At 70.7% G+C, this 16,222-nt stretch carries 15 protein-coding genes; 11 read left to right on the top strand and 4 right to left on the bottom strand.

All coding sequences use genetic code 11. The annotated features are described in order from the left end of the window. The first annotated feature begins 22 nt into the window (after window positions 1–22). The 4 genes from LDL49_RS29000 to LDL49_RS28985 are packed head-to-tail and all read left to right on the top strand — an operon-like array spanning window position 23 to window position 3,813. Window positions 23–1,009 carry an ABC transporter permease gene (locus tag LDL49_RS29000; RefSeq protein ID WP_225295396.1) on the top strand — a complete coding sequence of 329 codons (987 nt, stop codon included), beginning with the start codon at window positions 23–25 and terminating at the stop codon, window positions 1,007–1,009. Between the two features lie 4 nt (window positions 1,010–1,013). Next, a complete protein-coding gene (locus LDL49_RS28995; protein ID WP_225295394.1) occupies window positions 1,014–1,883 on the top strand; it encodes an ABC transporter permease in 870 nt (289 codons plus the stop codon). Further along, window positions 1,880–2,920: an ABC transporter ATP-binding protein gene (locus tag LDL49_RS28990; RefSeq protein WP_225295392.1), complete on the top strand. Its 1,041-nt coding sequence runs from the start codon at window positions 1,880–1,882 to the stop codon at window positions 2,918–2,920. Before LDL49_RS28995 ends, LDL49_RS28990 begins: the two co-directional genes overlap by 4 nt. Then, window positions 2,917–3,813 (top strand): ABC transporter ATP-binding protein, encoded by an 897-nt coding sequence (locus LDL49_RS28985; protein ID WP_225295390.1) that lies wholly within the window; start codon window positions 2,917–2,919, stop codon window positions 3,811–3,813. The genes LDL49_RS28990 and LDL49_RS28985 overlap by 4 nt, the downstream gene beginning before the upstream one ends. 61 nt (window positions 3,814–3,874) lie before the next feature. Here LDL49_RS28985 and LDL49_RS28980 read toward each other — a convergent pair whose 3' ends face one another. Then, the gene (locus tag LDL49_RS28980) at window positions 3,875–4,792 is read right to left on the bottom strand and encodes an LLM class F420-dependent oxidoreductase (RefSeq protein WP_225295388.1); all 918 of its coding nucleotides are present in this window, start codon (window positions 4,790–4,792) and stop codon (window positions 3,875–3,877) included. A 241-nt stretch (window positions 4,793–5,033) separates the two neighbouring features. On the opposite strand from LDL49_RS28980, the gene LDL49_RS28975 reads away from it, so the two are divergent. The 3 genes from LDL49_RS28975 to LDL49_RS28965 are packed head-to-tail and all read left to right on the top strand — an operon-like array spanning window position 5,034 to window position 8,352. Next, the gene (locus LDL49_RS28975; protein ID WP_225295386.1) at window positions 5,034–7,406 is read left to right on the top strand and encodes a glycoside hydrolase family 6 protein; all 2,373 of its coding nucleotides are present in this window, start codon (window positions 5,034–5,036) and stop codon (window positions 7,404–7,406) included. A 42-nt stretch (window positions 7,407–7,448) separates the two neighbouring features. Further along, window positions 7,449–7,793 (top strand): STAS domain-containing protein, encoded by a 345-nt coding sequence (locus LDL49_RS28970; RefSeq protein WP_225295383.1) that lies wholly within the window; start codon window positions 7,449–7,451, stop codon window positions 7,791–7,793. Continuing rightward, complete coding sequence (locus LDL49_RS28965; protein WP_225295381.1) at window positions 7,783–8,352, top strand: STAS domain-containing protein; 570 nt, start codon at window positions 7,783–7,785, stop codon at window positions 8,350–8,352. Before LDL49_RS28970 ends, LDL49_RS28965 begins: the two co-directional genes overlap by 11 nt. 26 nt (window positions 8,353–8,378) lie before the next feature. Here LDL49_RS28965 and LDL49_RS28960 read toward each other — a convergent pair whose 3' ends face one another. Continuing rightward, on the bottom strand, window positions 8,379–9,794 hold the full coding sequence (locus LDL49_RS28960) for a hypothetical protein (RefSeq protein ID WP_225295379.1): 1,416 nt from the start codon (window positions 9,792–9,794) through the stop codon (window positions 8,379–8,381). A 558-nt stretch (window positions 9,795–10,352) separates the two neighbouring features. Here LDL49_RS28960 and LDL49_RS28955 point away from each other — a divergent pair. Next, entirely contained in the window at window positions 10,353–11,672 is a 1,320-nt protein-coding gene (locus LDL49_RS28955; RefSeq protein WP_225295378.1) for a hypothetical protein, read from the top strand. A 326-nt stretch (window positions 11,673–11,998) separates the two neighbouring features. Here the strand turns inward: LDL49_RS28955 and LDL49_RS28950 are convergent, their stop codons facing one another. After that, complete coding sequence (locus tag LDL49_RS28950) at window positions 11,999–12,202, bottom strand: hypothetical protein (protein ID WP_225295376.1); 204 nt, start codon at window positions 12,200–12,202, stop codon at window positions 11,999–12,001. A gap of 338 nt (window positions 12,203–12,540) precedes the next feature. Then, window positions 12,541–13,218 (bottom strand): GntR family transcriptional regulator, encoded by a 678-nt coding sequence (locus LDL49_RS28945; protein WP_225295373.1) that lies wholly within the window; start codon window positions 13,216–13,218, stop codon window positions 12,541–12,543. A gap of 97 nt (window positions 13,219–13,315) precedes the next feature. Between LDL49_RS28945 and LDL49_RS28940 the strand changes: the two genes are divergently transcribed. The 3 genes from LDL49_RS28940 to LDL49_RS57225 all read left to right on the top strand — a co-directional run bounded on the left by LDL49_RS28940 (window position 13,316) and on the right by LDL49_RS57225 (window position 16,221). After that, entirely contained in the window at window positions 13,316–14,152 is an 837-nt protein-coding gene (locus LDL49_RS28940) for an FAD binding domain-containing protein (protein WP_225295371.1), read from the top strand. 138 nt (window positions 14,153–14,290) lie between these two features. Then, on the top strand, window positions 14,291–14,794 hold the full coding sequence (locus tag LDL49_RS28935; RefSeq protein WP_225295369.1) for a (2Fe-2S)-binding protein: 504 nt from the start codon (window positions 14,291–14,293) through the stop codon (window positions 14,792–14,794). Beyond that, window positions 14,791–16,221, top strand: a complete 1,431-nt coding sequence (locus tag LDL49_RS57225) for a xanthine dehydrogenase family protein molybdopterin-binding subunit (RefSeq protein WP_263655636.1) — start codon at window positions 14,791–14,793, stop codon at window positions 16,219–16,221. The genes LDL49_RS28935 and LDL49_RS57225 overlap by 4 nt, the downstream gene beginning before the upstream one ends. The last annotated feature ends 1 nt before the right edge of the window (window position 16,222 follow it).

Here is a 16,222-nt window from a genome sequence, read left to right as displayed (position 1 = left end):
CCGGTCGCCCGGGGAGAATCACATGGCATACCTTTGGCGCAAGCTCGGCTTCTACGCGGTGGCGCTGTGGGCCGCACTCACGATCAACTTCCTCATCCCGCGCCTGATCAGGGGCAACCCGGTCGACATCATCCTGTCGCGCTTCCAGACCAGGCAGCCCCCGCCGCCGGAGTTCCGCAAGGCCCTGGAGGTCATGTTCGGGGTGAGCCACGACCCGCTGTGGGTCCAGTATTTCGCCTACCTCCGCCAGCTGGCCACCGGGAACCTCGGCACCTCCGTCACCTACTACCCCGCCCCGGTGGGCACCGTGATCGGCCAGGCGATGCCCTGGACGCTCGGGCTGGTGTCGATAGCGCTGCTGATCACGGTCGGGCTCGGCGTCGGCCTGGGCATGGTGGCCGGGTGGCGGCGGGGGAGCTGGTTGGACGGGCTGATCCCGACCACGACGTTCCTGGCCGCGATCCCGTACTTCTGGCTGGCCCTGCTGCTGCTGTTCTTCCTCGGGGCCGGGCTCGGCTGGTTCCCGCTGAACGGCGCCTATGACTACGCCCACGTACGCATGGGCTTCACCGGCGACTTCATCGGCAGCGTGCTCTGCCACGGCGCGTTGCCCGCGCTCACGCTGGTGATCTCCGGCATCGCGGGCTGGCTGCTCGGCATGCGCAACATGATGGTCTCGACCATGGCCGAGGACTACGTGGTCATGGCGCAGGCCAAGGGGTTACGGCCGCGCCGGGTGATGGTCGCGTACGCGGCCCGCAACGCCGTCCTGCCCAACGTGACCGGGTTCGCGATCATGCTCGGCTTCTTCGTCGGCGGCCAGGTCGCCACCGAGGTCGTCTTCTCCTACCCGGGCGTGGGGTTCGCGCTGCTGCAGGCCGTCGGCAGCGCCGACTACCCGCTCATGCAGGGCCTCTTCCTGATCATCTCGGTGGCCGTGCTGGCCGCCAATTTCCTGGTCGATCTGCTGTACGGGCTGATCGACCCCCGAGTGCGGAAGGCGGGCTGAGGCAGTGACCGCTGTTGTGACCCTGGCCGCTCCCCGGGACCGGGTGCTCGGCCTGCCCAGATCGGGCAAGCTCGTCGCCGGACTGGTGATCGTCGGCTTCTTCGCCCTGCTCGCCATCGCCGGCCCCATCCTGGCCGGAGACCCCGAGGCCCTCGTGGCCGGCCGGCTCGAACCACCCTCGGCGGAGCAGTGGCTCGGCTCGACCGACACCGGGCAGAGCGTGCTGGCCCAGCTGATGTACGCCACGCGCGGGTCGATGCTGATCGGTGTGACCGCCGGGGTGCTGGGCACGGTGGGCTCGCTGCTCATCGGCGTGGTCGGCGGCTATTTCGGCGGCTGGGTGGACGAGGCGTTCTCCCTGCTCAGCAATGTCGCCCTGGTCATCCCCACGCTGCCGCTGCTGATCCTGGTCGCCGACTACGTCGAGGACGGCGGCCCGTTCACCTACGCCCTGATCATCTCGCTGATCAGCTGGGCGGGCCCCGCGCGGGTCATCCGCTCCCAGGTCATGTCGCTGCGCAACCGCGACTACGTGGACGCGGCCCGGGTGAGCGGCGAGCCCGGCTGGCGGATCATGGTCTTCCAGATCCTGCCGAACCTCGTTCCCGTCATCGCCTCCGGTTTCGTCTGGGCGATCATCGGCGCCATCCTCACCGAGTCGGGACTGTCCGCGCTCGGCCTCGGCGGCGGCGCGGTCACCTCCTGGGGCGGGATGCTCTACTACGCCCAGAACGGCTCCGCGCTCTCCATGGGCTCCTGGTGGTGGTTCGTCCCGCCGGGGCTGTTCATCGCCGCGCTCGGCACCGGGCTCTCACTGATCAACTTCAGCATCGACGAGCTGATGAACCCGCGACTGCGAAAGGCGGCCGCATGAACGACACCGTCCTGTCCGTACGCGACCTGAGCGTGGCTTATGGGCAGACCCGCGCGGTCCGCGGCGTGAGCTTCGAGCTGGGCCGCGGCCAGGTGCTCGGCATCGCGGGCGAGAGCGGCTGCGGCAAGTCGACGCTGGCGTACGCGATCAACCGGCTGCTGCAGCCGCCCGGCCGGACCACCTCCGGCGAGGTCGCCTTCCACCCCAAGGACGGCGACCCCATCGACGTGCTGGCCCTGGAGGGGGAGGAGCTGCGGCGCTTCCGGTGGCGGCGGGTGGCCATGGTCTTCCAGAGCGCCATGAACGCCCTCAATCCCGTGCTCAGCGTCCGGCGCCAGCTCCACGACGTGTTCACCACCCACGAGCCGTCGATGTCCAGGCGCGAGCGGGAGGAGCGCTCCCGCGAACTCCTGGAGCTGGTCGGCATCGACCCGGGGCGCATCGGCGCCTACCCGCACGAACTGTCGGGCGGCATGCGCCAGCGGGTGCTGATCGCGATGGCCATGGCGCTCAACCCCGACGTGGTCGTCCTGGACGAGCCCACGACGGCGCTGGACGTGGTGGTGCAGCGCGACATCCTGGAGGAGATCGACCGGCTGCGGGAGATGTTCGGCTTCGCCGTCGTCTTCATCACCCACGACCTGTCGCTGCTGCTGGAGATCAGCGACCATCTCGCGATCATGTACGGCGGTCGCATCGTCGAGTACGGCACCAGCAAGGACACCCTCCTCCAGCCCCGCCACCCCTACACGGTCGGCCTGCTCAACTCCTTCCCCAGCCTGCGCGGCGAACGCCAGGCGCTGCACGGCATCCCCGGCAGCCCGCCCGACCTGTCGAAGGAGCTGACGGGCTGCTCGTTCGCGCCCCGCTGTCCGTACGCGTTCGAGGGCTGCCACACCCACGAGCCCGAGCTGGACTCGATCCAGGACTCCCTGGTGGCCTGCCTGCAGTACGACCGCAGGCTGCACCCAGCCCGCCCCGACCGGCGCCTGCGGGAACGCCGCTTCGACCACGCCGACCATGAGGTGATCTCATGACCTCGATGACGGTCAGCCACCTGAGCAAGACCTTCAGGCTGTCCAGGAAGGAGCACCTCCGGGCGGTCGACGACGTCTCCTTCGAGCTGCGCTCCGGCGAGACCACCGCGCTGGTGGGGGAGAGCGGCAGCGGCAAGTCCACGATCGCCCGCATGCTGGCCAGGCTCGCCAAGCCCACCTCGGGCGAGATCCGGTTGGAGACCTCGAACTACCGCAAAGACGTTCAGATGGTCTTCCAGGATCCGTTCGCCTCGCTCAACCCGGCCCACACGATCGGCTACCACCTGCGCCGCCCCCTGGAGATCCACAAGACGCCTGGCACGGCCGAAGAACTGCTGGAGCGGGTCAACCTGCCCGCCGCCTACGCCCGCAGGTATCCGCACGAGCTGTCCGGCGGCCAGCGGCAGCGGGTGGCGATCGCCCGTGCGCTGGCACCCCGCCCCAAGGTGCTGCTGGCCGACGAGCCGGTCTCGATGCTGGACGTGTCGATCAGGCTGGAGATCCTCAACCTGATCGACCGGCTCAAGAGGGAGGAGGAGCTGGCCGTCCTCTACGTCACGCACGACCTGGCCACCGCGCGCTACTTCGCCCGCGACATCATGGTCATGTACCGGGGGCAGATCGTCGAGCGCGGCCCGGCCGACGACGTCATCCTCGCGCCGCGGCACCCGTACACCCGGCTGCTGGCCGAGGCCGCCCCCGACCCGTGGGCGGCGCACGAGGACGGACGGCCCGCCCGGCAGGAGCGCAGGAGCGGGCCGCCCGTCGCCAGTGGGTGCCTGTTCCGGAACCGCTGCCCGTACGCCGCCGACGCGTGCGCCGGCCAGATCCCCACCTACGGCGAGGAGCACCGCGTCCGATGTGTCCTGGGGGAGGGCGAGCCTGCGGCGTGAGGCGTCCTGGGCGGCGGCGAGCCCGCGGCGTGAGGTGGGACGGCGAGTCGCGCCGGGACTGTCAGCTCGAGACCACGTCGCTTTGGGCCAGGATGCGCAGGTGTTCCAGCAGTTCGCCGCTGGTCTCGGCGAGCGGCTGGATGCAGACGTGGTCGGCGCCGGCGTCGAGGTGGGCCCGTACCCGCGCGATGATCGTCTCCGGGTCGCCCCAGGCCACGATGGCGTCGACCAGGGCGTCGCTGCCGCCGTCGGCGAGGTCTTTGTCGTCCCAGCCCAGCTCGCGCAGGTTGTTGGCGTAGTTGGGCAGCGCGAGGTAGTGCGTCGTGAAACCGCGGGCGATCTGCCGGGCCCGCTCCGGGTCGGTCTCGAGCAGGACCGTCTGCTCCGGTGCCAGCACCGGATCGGGGCCGAGGACCGCCCGGGCGCGCGCGGTGTGCTCCGGGGTGACGAAATAGGGGTGCGCGCCCTGGGCACGCTTCGCGGCCAGGTCCAGCATCTTGGGTCGTAGCGCGGCCAGCAGCCGCGGCGCCGGCTCGGGCAGGGGGCCGCCGTACTCCGACGCGTCCATGGCATCGAGGTACGCGCGCATAGCGGACACCGGCTTGCTGTAGTCATGGCCTCGCGCCGACACCAAGGGCGCGTGGCTCACGCCGAGGCCGAGCACGAACCGGCCGTCGTACGCCTCCGCGAGGGCGTTGGCCCCGGTCGCAACGGCGGTGGCGTCCCGGGCCCAGATGTTGGCGATGCCGGTGGCGATCATCATCTGCCGCGTTCCGCTCAACAGGATGGCCGAATGGACCAGCGCCTCCTTGGCCTTCGGCCCCTCACCCACCCATAGGGTCCCGTAGCCCAGACTCTCGATCTCGGCAGCCGCGTCCCGCTCGAAGGAGGCCGACTCGCCGCCCAGCGTGCTGTTCCAGACCCCCACTCGGCCCATGCGCCGCTTCAGCGCCGCGACATCAATCGTCGTATCGGGCATCACAACTCCCCGCCTCGTCGTCAGAGTGGATCTCACGATACGTAACGGATCATCGGGGCAGGTTAATGCCCGATTCACGGGTTGCCGTATTTCGGCGGTCCGCGGCGTGCCTGAACCCGGGTGCCGTGGGAGCCGTACCTTCTGACGACTGTCTGGAGCGGAAAGTCCTGTTGCGTGCAGGCGTCAGCAGGACCTGGCGCCTTTCTGGACAGGACCTGGCGTCTTTCTGGATGGGCAGGCGATGGCACACGGCACCAAGCACGGCGACGCGGTGGACGGGACGATCGGCGGTGACCCCCGGCGGGTCGGCGGCCATCGCATCATCCGCCGGCTGGGCGCGGGCGGGATGGGCGTGGTCTACCTCGCCGAGGGCGGGTCGCGGACCCTGGTGGCGATCAAGGTCATTCACCGGCACCTCGCCGGCGACCCGGAGTTCCGCCGGCGCTTTCGCCGCGAGGTCGCCACCGCGCAGCGGGTCGCCCGCTTCTCCACGGCTCCCGTGCTCGAGGCCGATCTGGACGGCGACCTGGCCTACGTCGTGACCGAGTACGTGCCGGGGCCGACGCTGTACAGCGCGGTCAAGGAGTGGGGACCGATGGCGGGCTCGGAGCTCGAAGGGCTCGCCATGAGCATGGCGGTCGCGCTGGGGGCGATCCACGCGGCGGGCGTCGTCCACCGGGACCTCAAGCCGTCCAATGTCCTGCTGTCCCCGGCGGGCCCGAAGGTCATCGACTTCGGCCTCGCCTTCGCGGCCGACTCCACCACCCTCTCCGTCACCAGGATGGGCACGCCGGCGTACATGTCTCCGGAACAGGTACGGGGGCTGCCGCTCGCGACGGCCTCCGACGTCTTCGCCTGGGGCGGGGTGGTGGTCTTCGCGGCCTGCGGGCAGCCGCCGTTCGGCTACGGGGCGGGGCACGAGGTGCTCTACCGGGTGGTCCACGACGATCCGGTGCTCCCCAAGCTGGAGGGGGTGCTCGGGGAACTGGTGCCACGGGCGCTGAGCAAGGACCCGGGGGCGCGGCCGACGGCGGCGGAGCTGGTGGAGGCGTTCGCCGAGGGCCCGACCACACGCCTGCCACCCGCCGCCACCGTCCCGCCCACCGCCGCCGCCGCCCCGCCCGCTGCCGCTTTGGCTCCGGCGGACGCGCTCGCCACCGAGCCCCGTCTCGGCGCTCGGCCACCTGCCCCCGTGAGCGAGACCTCGGCCGACGCGCTCGACCCCCAGCCTCCGGGCGCGTCATTCGAAGCGTTCGGGGCCGAGCCGGCGGGGGGCGATTCCAGGAGCCAGCCGACCACTCCGGAGCCAGGAGGCGGCGTCGTCGCCGGGGCGGGCAAGGACCGGCGCCGCCGCCGCAGGGCCACGTCGAGGCGGCGGGTGTCGAGACGACGGCGGGTGTGGGGCGGTGCCGCCCTCGCCTTGGTGACGGCGGGCGCCATCGTCACCTCCCTGGCGATCACCCACCGCGCCCCCCTGCTTCCCGGCCCGTCCGCGCGCCCCGCCGACGACCCCGCCGTGGCGCAGGACGCGGGCACGCGGTGGCGGAAACTCCCCGGCGAGAACCCCCTGCGCGCCGCCGGCGTCCGCTTCTACGCGCAGCCGGACACCGACGCGGCCCGCCAGGCGCGGACCTGGTCGGCGCAGGGCAGGACGGCCGACGCCGCCCTGATGCGGTCCCTGTCGGAGGTCCCCCAGGCCATCTGGCTCAGCGGCGGCTCACCCGCCGACATCTCCCGTACGGTCCGCGAGACGGTCACCCAGGCGGATCAGCAGCGGACTGTCCCCGTGTTCGTCACCAACAACATCCCGGGCCGTGACTGCTGGAACGGCGGCGCCCCGAACACCGCCACCTACCGCACCTGGATCGACGCCGTCGCCGAGGGCATCGGAAACCGGCCCGCCGTGGTCGCCCTGGAGCCCAGCGCCCTGGCCCGGCTGCCCGGCAGCCCGGAGTGCCCGCAGGGCGGGGAGATCGCCGCCGTCCAGCGGTACGCCGATCTCTCCTACGCCGTGGAGACCCTCACCGGCCTGGCCGGCACCGCCGTCTACCTCGATGGCGGGCTGGCGGGGTGGCCCGCGTTCACGCAGATCGCCGACCGGCTGGTCAACGCGGGGGCGGTCCGCGCCGACGGCTTCTACGTCAACGCGGTCGGTTACCGCCCGACCGCCCGCTCACTCGCGTACGCCGCGAAGCTGTCCAGATGTGTCTACCTGAGGGCGGCGTCGCGGACGACCTCGTGCGCCGACGCGGCCCTTGCCGCCGTACCGGACGCCGCGCCCGGTCTGCCGCACTTCGTCATCGACACGAGCCGGAACGGGACAGGCGAGTGGCAGCCGCCGGCCGGGCGGTTCCCGGCACCGGACGAATGGTGCAACCCTCCGGGCAGGGGCGCGGGGGCCCGGCCGACCGCCGACACCGGCAGCCCGCTGGCCGACGCGTCGCTGTGGCTCAACAGCCCGGGGTTCTCCAACGGCCAGTGCACGCGGGGCACCTCGGGACCGGCGGACCCGGCGTATGGCATCGTCACCCCGGCCGCCGGTCAGTGGTGGCCCGACCAGGCCCTTGAGCGGGCACGGAACGCGGTTCCGCCGCTTCGGCCCAGTGCCCCATAGTGTGGACGTGCCGGGGAGCACGGCGTCCCGCCTGCTCCCCATATGGTCGCCGCGGCCACCTATCACCACGACGCGCTGCTCCGCATCTGCCGCCAATACGCCCCGCCGGGCATCCGGCTGGCCGGGCAGCTCGACCGGTCGGCCGAAGACGCGCTCAGGCTGGCCCTGAGCGAAACCATTCGGGTCGATGACGACATCACCGTTAACATGGCCGAACTCTCCTTCATCGACCTGTCCAGCGCTCGTATGATCATTGACGCCGTCCGTAGCCTGCCCGAGCCGCGCAGAGCGACACTGCGCTGCAGCCCGGCCATCCGCCCGCGATTCGCCCTGCTCGGTGCCTCCGCGCTGCCCGGACTCAGCTTGGTGGCCACTCATGACGGGTAACCGGCCACCCGGCCGCCCGACGTCGTCCTCCGGAGAGCTGGAGGATCAGCGGCATCCGGAGGGCCCGGTCGAGTCGGCCGTACTCCTGGACCAGGCCTTCGACCGCGGCTCGCTCTACGCGCTGCGGGCGACACTGGAGGCGCACGCGAGCCAGGCGGGGCTGCCCGAGGGCCGAAGCGCGGACCCCGGCGGCACCGTCGTCACCGTGGATTTCGCGCTGCCCAGCCCGCTCCGCCCCGCCTTCAAGCTGACCCGCCATTCCCAGAACGGCCGCACCACACTGAGCCTGGTGGGCGATCTCGACCAGCGGACGGCTCCGGACGTCATCGCCACCGTCGAGGACCTGATCTCGACGACCAAGCGCTTGCGGCTCGTCCTGGACCTGAGCGGCATGACGTTCTGGGACTCCACCGGCATCACCGCCCTCGTCACCGCACAGGAGCACGTCGCCGCCGCTTCGGGCGCGACCATGGCCCTGGCCGGACTCTCGACGGAGCACCAGGGACGCCTTGACTCCCTTGGATTCGTCTCCTTCACCTACGACAACGCCAGCCACTAGAGCGGTGTCGTCGTCGACTTCCCTTGTCACCATGCATGCACCAAGGGTGGATTCTGCTTGACGGGAACCACCTGGGTGTGACCGGTTTCGAGGTCGAGGCGCAGCAGTTGTGAGCGGGCCCCGCCGCACGGAGGCGGTCCGGCCAGAGGCGGCTGGTCCATCTCCGCGGCCTCCCGGTTGACGCCGACCAGCACGTACCGACCGGACGGGTTCAGCGCCAGCGATTGGATGAGGCCGCAGTCCACCGCCAGGACCTTCCTGACCAGCCGCGTCCCCTCATACAGGACGAGCGTGCGAGCCGGCCTGCCTAACGTGCGCAGTTGCCGCCCCCCGGGCAGGGACAGGAGCGAACGGGTCAACTCGGGCTCGGGCGGCACGGCGACCTCCCCGATCGCGCCCGTGCCCACGTCGAGGGTGGTCAGGCCGCCGGTCGGGACTCTGTGCTCGGGGAGCGCGAGAATCCGGGCGTCCAGCCACTGGAGACCATCGCCGCTGACCGGCCATTCGCGTTCCAGGGTGCCCGCGAAGTGGGTTTCGCCTGTGATCCGCCCGTAGGCGATGCGGCCCTCGGCCGAGACGGCCAGACCGCTGACCGTGCCCTTGAGGGTGGGAGTGAGCTGCTCGCCGACCGTGATCCGGCCCTCGTTGCTCATGGACAGCCGGTAGAGGCGGGAGTAACGGCTCGACGGGCTGGTGAGCGCCGCGACGTAGTGGCCGGGTTCGGTGTCGCGGACGATGCGATCGTACTGAAAGTAGGTCCGCGTCGCCTCGGGCAGCAGGCTCACCGGCTCGCCGGACTCCAGGTCGAGCACGTACGGCCGGTCCACGCCGGCCACCGCGAAACGCGGGGTGCCGTCGGCGTTGACCGGCAGCCCGATCAGCGCGGTGAGCAGGAACGCGGCCAGTACAACGGCCGCCACCGCCACCCCGGCGGCGCGCAACTCGGTCAGACGCGGCCGAGTCCCCGCGCCCGCGATCCCGGCCAGCAGGACCATGGTGGCGGGGGAGAGCAACCAGACCAAGATCAGGCGCAGCACCAAGAACGACGGCGGCGGCACCTGCGCGTACAGGCACTCCTGCCAGGCGAAGGGCAGGTCGGGAGACAGCCGCTCCTCGGCCTCGGCCAGCGCGGCGGGGAGCAGGGCGACCACCAGTCCCAGCGTGACGGGCAGCAAGGAACTGCCCCGGCTCGCGTTGGGACCGCCCCGGGGCCACGACCGGATCGCCCAGCACGCGGCCAGCGCCAGCAGTACGGGCTGGAGCCAGACGGCCCAGTCACCGAGGAAGCCGGCCACCTGGGCAGCCGGAACGGGCTGGGGCCAGTCCATCCACCCGTCACCGCCGCAGCGGACCATCACCGTTTCGGTGAGCAGCGGCTCGACCAGCAGTTTCCACAGCGACAGCGCCACGGCCGCCGACCAGAAGAACCTAGTTACGCGCATCGGGGGGCTTTCCGCGTTCTGAGTAGGGGGCCGGAGCAGCTTAGCGGCCGCCGCGGCCGCCATGATCACCTATGCGCACCGGATCCGCCGGCCGGACGCCAACGCCAAGGGCGTCCCGTACGTCGTCAGCGACGATGCAGCCATGGTTCATGGCCGCGTCCGGCTCGGGGACACTGCCGGCGACGATTGCTTCACCCGTGCACGGAGATCGATCCATTATTCGTTCTTCCTCTGCAGAGCCTGGCCCGAAAGGTTCACTAAAGCCGGAAGTGTTACGGCTGGTCGCCATCGGAGAGCTACGCTCCCCCTTTGCCAGGCTCCTCTACGGAGGCCAGTGGACCGAGCTAGTAGCGATCAGCGAACGGAGGCCTCGTGGCACAGCCGCCCTACCAGGCCGGGCCCGGTGCGTGGCAGCCGCAGGGCCAACCACGCCATGCCAGTAGCGGGCCGCAGGGCATGTACGGGAATGCGCAGCAGCCGCAACCGTCCTACCCCCTTGGCCCGCCGTATGCGCAGGGAGGGCCACCGCCCCCGCGGCGGCGCAGGAAGTCGGGGTGTATGGCGGCGCTGTTGGGCGTCTCTGGGCTGCTGATAGCCGCCTTGGTGATCGCCGTCGGCTTCGTGGTGGTGCCCAAGCTGCGAGGCGATGTCCGTCCGAGCGCACGGGGAGACCGCACCGCCTCGCCGGAGCCCGGGCGGGACATCGCCAAGGGCGGCGGCAAGCTGAAGACGGTCGAGCGTGACGGCTACGACGGGCTGACAGGGGAGGAGGCGGAGGGGATCGCCGATCCTGGGCCGCTGGTGGCGAAACCCGGCCGCTCGCCGCGCCGGTACGCCGGCTCACCGGTCATCTCAGCCTGCACTCTGCTGACGTTCGCCGATCTGACCAAGCTCGGGCTGCTTCTACATCCCAATCCCCTGATCGGATCGTACCGGCGCTCCTACTTCGACGGGCAGGGCAACGGTCCGATCGAGAAGGGCGGGCTGTTCGTCCCGAGCGACCCGCCGAACAGCTGCGAGTACGTGCTGTTGCCGAAGTCCCCGGTGAAGATCTCGGTTTTTCAGGAGAGCTACACCAGTTCCCGCGCCATGGACTACTCCTTCGATCGCTACAGCACGAGGCCGGCGATCGGCGACGTGACGGTGCGGGAGCGCAAGCCCAGCTCGAGCCGGGTGAACGAGACCATCGACTACCTGTACTACGTTCTACGGCTGAAGAACACGGTCGTGCAAGTGGACTTGTCGCTACAGCGCGGACCCCGGCAGGCGAAGCTCAAGCGGGCGCTGCTGGCGACGATCGCCGGCAACCTGGTGGAGCGCTCGGCGGATCCGGCGGGCATCCCTTCTATCGCCTATAACAGCCCTCTGATCACCGCGAAGCCGGCGCCTGCGTGCGCCCTCATCGACGCCAAGGACTTCCAGACGCTGTTCCACCGGCCGGCCGCGCCGTTCGTCGGGGAGGAGTTCGGCAGCGCGGCCGGCAGGACGAACTTCAGCATCGGCACCAGCATCCCCGACCGGAACGAGTACGCCTACGTCTACACACGGTGCGAGCGGAGCACAGGGCACAACTACCTCACTGACCGGTACAAACTGCAGGTAGAGGTCATCAGCTACATGGCCGATGCCGCGCCCGCGCACTCTATCGGCTTCAGCAGGCCGCTCGACGGCGGGCAGCCGCTGACCCGTCCTGCGGGCGAGGAGTCGTACTGCGTGACCCGGCCCTATGCCCGATCGGCCGGCGCGCTGGTGTTCCGGAAGGGGCGATTCCTGGTGACGCTGTGGATGACTGAGCCCGATGATGTTCAGCGCTTCGACCCGCGCGAGCGGTGCAGGCGCATCGCCTCCGTGGCGCAGCGGGTGGCCGGCAGACTGTAAGGCCCCTGCCCTGGAAGGCACGCCGACCGCATGCGGCGGCTCGTCGCAACCGCGCCACCTTCGCGGAGTTCATCAGTGGTCGGGCGGGGAGAGGTGATGAAGATCCGCATGGTGATCTCGTCACCGCTCACACCGGTACACCGGCGCTGCCCACCATGGTGTTCTCGTTTTCTGGATCGCATATACAGCGCGGCGACGGCGAACTTCTCGATGATGGGTAACTCGCCAACACGCCGTCGCGGGGAGCTGATGTTGCGCCCTGGACCGGTGTCTATGGCCATGTCCGCCCCGGCCCGCCCTCGCGCCGATGGGCTGCGGTCAAGCCGCTAGGTCCTTCTCCTGGGGAACGACACGGCCTCCGCCTCCACCGAGTCGTCGACGCTCTGCCGTACTGCCGTACCCGTGTCGACGATCTCGCCGACCATACGCCTCGCCCAGGAGAGCACCAGGTCGGGGCCGTCGTCCTCCATGTACGCCCGCTGGAACTCCCTGCCCGCCGAGTCACCGCCCCATGGGGCGGCGACGTGCATGCGGAGTAAGAGAATAGGGGAGGAACTCCTGTTTCAGGAATGCGCTGTGACGTCGTTCGCGGAAATCTGTCGGTGGCATGGCGGCACGTGCGGTGGCGGAGGGGACCAGGGTCACCCATGGCTGGTGGTCCACCATTTCGGCTCCCGTGACGCGTTGATCGAGGAGGCCCTGGCCGCCCACACCGTCCATACCAGTCCCCGGCACCTGTGCTGAGGTAGCGCCGACCACATCGTGCGGAGAAAGGTCAGCCTGTCCTGCGCTCAGGAGGTGGCTTCCGCCCGGGCCGACTATGAACTTGGCGGCAGATGACCAGGGCGTGGGTGCGGGAGGCCGGTGGTCAGCCCGCGGCGGAGTCGCGGGTGCGCCCGTGGGCGTCGTGCGGGAGGTCGGCGTAGTGCCACTGGTGGTCGCGGGCGTGCCGGCACGCGGTCTCCAGGTCGCCTTCCTCGATCGTGGCCAGCAGGTCGGCGTGGTCGCGGGCGATGTCGTGCAGGTCGACCTCGGTGGCGACCATCGTGACCGACGTGCGCGCCTCGATCTGCAGGCCCTCCCATGAGAGCTTGAGCAGCTCGTTGTGCGCGGCCTCGACGATGCGCCGGTGGAAGGACACGCTGGCGCGGCCCGATGCCTCGCCGTCGCCGCTCTCGGCGGCGGCCCGCATCGCCGCCACGTCCGTACGCAATGCCTCCACCGGTACGGTCCCGGCCAGCAGGGCGAGCCGGGTGGCCGTCTCCTCCAGCGCCGCCCGTACGACGTAGCTCTCGCGCAGTGTCTCCTGGACGAAGGGCCGGACGAAGGTGCCGCGGCGCGGCTGGGTCTCCACCAGCCGCATCACCTCCAGCTCGCGCAGCGCCTCGCGCACCGGCGCCTGGCTGGTGCCGTACGTGGCCGCGAGCCGGGTCTCCACCAGCCGCTCGCCGGGCCTGAACTGGCCGGACACGATCCTGCCGACCAGCGAATCGCGGATCTGCCGGGCCAGCGTGAGACGCGGCAGCTTGGAGGGCTCATCAGCCATGGAGTGATCCTACCGATTATCGATGGCCATCTTGACTCCTCCTACCTCGATAATCAATTATCGATAATTAGACGCCGAGGGCAGGGAGGGCCGCGACATGGTGATCCAGGCGGTACACGTGCCGGAGTCCGCCGAGGCCGTGGTCACCTGCTCGGCACGGGGTGGCTGGATCATGGGCGGCGGCACCGTGGTGATGCCGCTGGTGAACAGCGGGGCCGCGTCCGTGACCGAGCTGATCAGCCTGCGCCGGGCGGGGCTGGACGGCGTCGAGGCGCGCGACGGGGTGGCCAGGATCGGGGCGGCGGCCACCCTGGCCGCCGTCGGCGAGCATCCCGGGCTCGCCTTCCTGCGCCCCGCGCTGCGGACGATCGGCTCTCCGACCATCCGCAACCAAGCCACTGTGGGTGGCAACCTGTTCGTCGCGCAGCCGTACGGCGATCTGGCCGTCTGCCTGCTCGCCCTCGACGCGACCTGCGAGATCGCCGGGCCGGACGGACGGCGCGACGCGCCGGTGGCCGACGTGCTGGGTTCCGGGGTCGGGTCGGGCGAGGTCGTCGTGGCGGTACGGGCTACGCTGCCGGAGCCGGGCACCTGGTACTACCACAAGGCCATGCGCCGCCGCCTCAACTCGGCGGCGATCGTGACCGTCGCCTCCGTGACCCGTACCTCTGACGGTGGGGTCACCTCCGATGGCGTGGTCGCCTCCGCCGCGATCGCGCTTGGCGGCGTCGCCCCGCGTCCGGTGCGCGCGGTGTCGGCCGAGCGGCTGTTGCGGGGGCGCCCGCTGACTCCCGAGGTCCTCACCGAGGCGGGTGAGGCGGCCGCCCGTGGTGACATCGACCCCTTCGACGACGCCTACGCCAGCGCGTGGTACCGGAGGCGGGTGCTGCCGGTGCATCTGCGGCGCGCGTTCATCCCTCCGGTGGTGCGGTGACCACGATGGTTGTCCAGGTGGTTCGTCACGCGACCGTCTCGATCCCCGTGACGGGTCCGTGGTGGCGGGGGTCCCCTGGGAAAGGCCCCTTCGGGGGAGCGGAAGAACGGATGCCTGCGCGTCAGAAAGAGGTGGACCGTGCCGTCACAGATCGTCTCGCTCGTCGTCAACGGTGAGCGGCGGGAGTTCATCGCCGTGCCGGGGGCCACGCTGCTCGCGAGCCTGCGGGAGTCGCTGGGGCTCACCGCGGCCAAGCGCGGTTGCGCGCAGGGCGCCTGCGGTACCTGCACCGTTCTGGTCGATGGTCGGCCCGAGGTGGCCTGCCTGGTCGCGGTGGAGACCGTCGCCGGCCGCGAGGTCCGCACGCTGGAGGGGGTCGCCGCCGGTGGTGAGCTGGACGAGGTGCAGAGTGCCTTCGTTGACTGCTTCGCCACTCAGTGCGGCTTCTGTACGGCCGGCATGATCATGGTCGCCGAGGCGCTGCTCGAACGGGATCCCGATCCGAGCGAGGAGGACGTCGTGGAGGCGATCTCGGGCAACGTCTGCCGGTGCACCGGCTACCGGCCCATCGTGATCGCCATCCTGGAGGCGGCCAGGCGCCGCCGCGCCAAGTCCCCGCAGGAGGAGGCGGTGGCGCGATGACGGATCGGCTCGCCCCCACGTACCGGCTCGCTCCCATCGACACGAGTACGTTCGCCGACGAGCGGGCCGCCGCCGGCACGGGCGTGGACGGTGGCGGCGACTTCACCGTGATCGGCTCGGTCGTTCAGCGTTCCGACGCGCGCGGGCACGTCACCGGGCGCACCGAGTTCTTCGAGGACGTGGCCCCGGCGCGGCTCGCCCACCTCAAGATGCACCGCTCCGACCGGCACCACGCCAGGATCCTGGACGTCGACCTGAGCGAGGCCCTGGCCGTGCCCGGTGTCCTGCGGATCCTCACCCACGCCGACATCCCGAACAACCTCTACACCCCGCTCAAGCTGATCGGCGTCGGACCCGACGATGAGCCCATCCTGGCCGTGGACAAGGTGCGGTACCTCGGCGAGCCCATCTGCGCCGTGGTCGCCGAGACCGAGGCGGCCGCGCTGGAGGGTGCGGCCAGGGTCAGGGTCGCCTACGAGGATCTGCCACCGGTCTTCGACGTCGAGGAGGCCCTGAAGGAGGGCGCGCCGCTGGTCAACGAGTACCACGGGCAGAACCACTTCATCTACGAGGGTCACCACTGCCGGCGGATCCGGTTCGGTGACGTGGAGGCGGCGTTCGCGCGGGCCGACCACGTTTTCGAGTGGCGCTACCAGTCCGCGCCGATCGAGCAGGCTCCTGCCGAGACCACCGGCTGCGTCGTGGTGCCGCAGGCCGATGGGCGGCTGCGCATCCACTCCGACACCCAGGCGTGCTTCTTCACCCTGGACAACACCGCGTTGATCCTGGAGACGCCGTTCAACAAGTTACGCATCGTCGGCGGTACGGTCGGCGGCGGCTTCGGCGGCAAGGTGGACGTGGTGGTCGAGCCGGTCGCGTGCGTGGCCGCGATGGCCACCGACCGGCCGGTCAAGTTCGTGTACGACCGGGCCGAGGAGATGCAGGTCTCCTCGCCGCGCGCGGCCGAGCGCATCTACATCAAGGACGCCGTGATGGCCGACGGCCGGATCATCGGCCGCAAGGTCACGCTGTACGTCGACGCCGGCGCGTACGCCCGCCACACCCCGTACGGCACCACCAAGGCCGCCGCTCACCTGCCCGGCCCGTACTCGATCCCGAACGTGTGGGCCGACTGCCACTGCGTCTTCACCAACCGCACGCCCTCCAGCGCCATGCGCGGGTTCGGCGTGACCATCGCCGACTTCGCGCTGGAGTCGCAGATGGACCGGATCGCCCGCGCCCTGGACCTGGACCCGCTGCGGCTGCGCCTGCTCAACGCCTACCGCGACGGGGACCTCAAGGCCCACCGTAAGGTCGCCGAGGGTACGGCCCTGGTCGAGGTGATCCAGAAGGCGGCGGAGATGGCCGGGCACGAGCTGCCCGAGGCGTACCGCCGCATGTCCTCCACGACCCGAGAGGGGCTGTAGC

This window comes from Nonomuraea aurantiaca, assembly GCF_020215705.1.
Classification (GTDB): Bacteria; Actinomycetota; Actinomycetes; order Streptosporangiales; family Streptosporangiaceae; genus Nonomuraea; species Nonomuraea aurantiaca.
The sequence above is the reverse complement of the archived record's forward strand: the minus strand, read 5'-3'. Positions and strand labels throughout refer to the sequence as shown.

Excerpts from the sequence above, each read along its gene's own strand:
- LDL49_RS29000 (WP_225295396.1), top strand. The coding sequence starts at position 23 with ATGGCATACCTTTGGCGCAAGCTCGGCTTCTACGCGGTGGCGCTGTGG.
- LDL49_RS28990 (WP_225295392.1), top strand. The coding sequence starts at position 1,880 with ATGAACGACACCGTCCTGTCCGTACGCGACCTGAGCGTGGCTTATGGG.
- LDL49_RS28985 (WP_225295390.1), top strand. The coding sequence starts at position 2,917 with ATGACCTCGATGACGGTCAGCCACCTGAGCAAGACCTTCAGGCTGTCC.
- LDL49_RS28980 (WP_225295388.1), bottom strand. The coding sequence starts at position 4,792 with ATGCCCGATACGACGATTGATGTCGCGGCGCTGAAGCGGCGCATGGGC.
- LDL49_RS28975 (WP_225295386.1), top strand. The coding sequence starts at position 5,034 with ATGGCACACGGCACCAAGCACGGCGACGCGGTGGACGGGACGATCGGC.
- LDL49_RS28970 (WP_225295383.1), top strand. The coding sequence starts at position 7,449 with ATGGTCGCCGCGGCCACCTATCACCACGACGCGCTGCTCCGCATCTGC.
- LDL49_RS28965 (WP_225295381.1), top strand. The coding sequence starts at position 7,783 with ATGACGGGTAACCGGCCACCCGGCCGCCCGACGTCGTCCTCCGGAGAG.
- LDL49_RS28960 (WP_225295379.1), bottom strand. The coding sequence starts at position 9,794 with ATGCGCGTAACTAGGTTCTTCTGGTCGGCGGCCGTGGCGCTGTCGCTG.
- LDL49_RS28955 (WP_225295378.1), top strand. The coding sequence starts at position 10,353 with ATGGCGGCGCTGTTGGGCGTCTCTGGGCTGCTGATAGCCGCCTTGGTG.
- LDL49_RS28950 (WP_225295376.1), bottom strand. The coding sequence starts at position 12,202 with ATGCACGTCGCCGCCCCATGGGGCGGTGACTCGGCGGGCAGGGAGTTC.
- LDL49_RS28945 (WP_225295373.1), bottom strand. The coding sequence starts at position 13,218 with ATGGCTGATGAGCCCTCCAAGCTGCCGCGTCTCACGCTGGCCCGGCAG.
- LDL49_RS28940 (WP_225295371.1), top strand. The coding sequence starts at position 13,316 with ATGGTGATCCAGGCGGTACACGTGCCGGAGTCCGCCGAGGCCGTGGTC.
- LDL49_RS57225 (WP_263655636.1), top strand. The coding sequence starts at position 14,791 with ATGACGGATCGGCTCGCCCCCACGTACCGGCTCGCTCCCATCGACACG.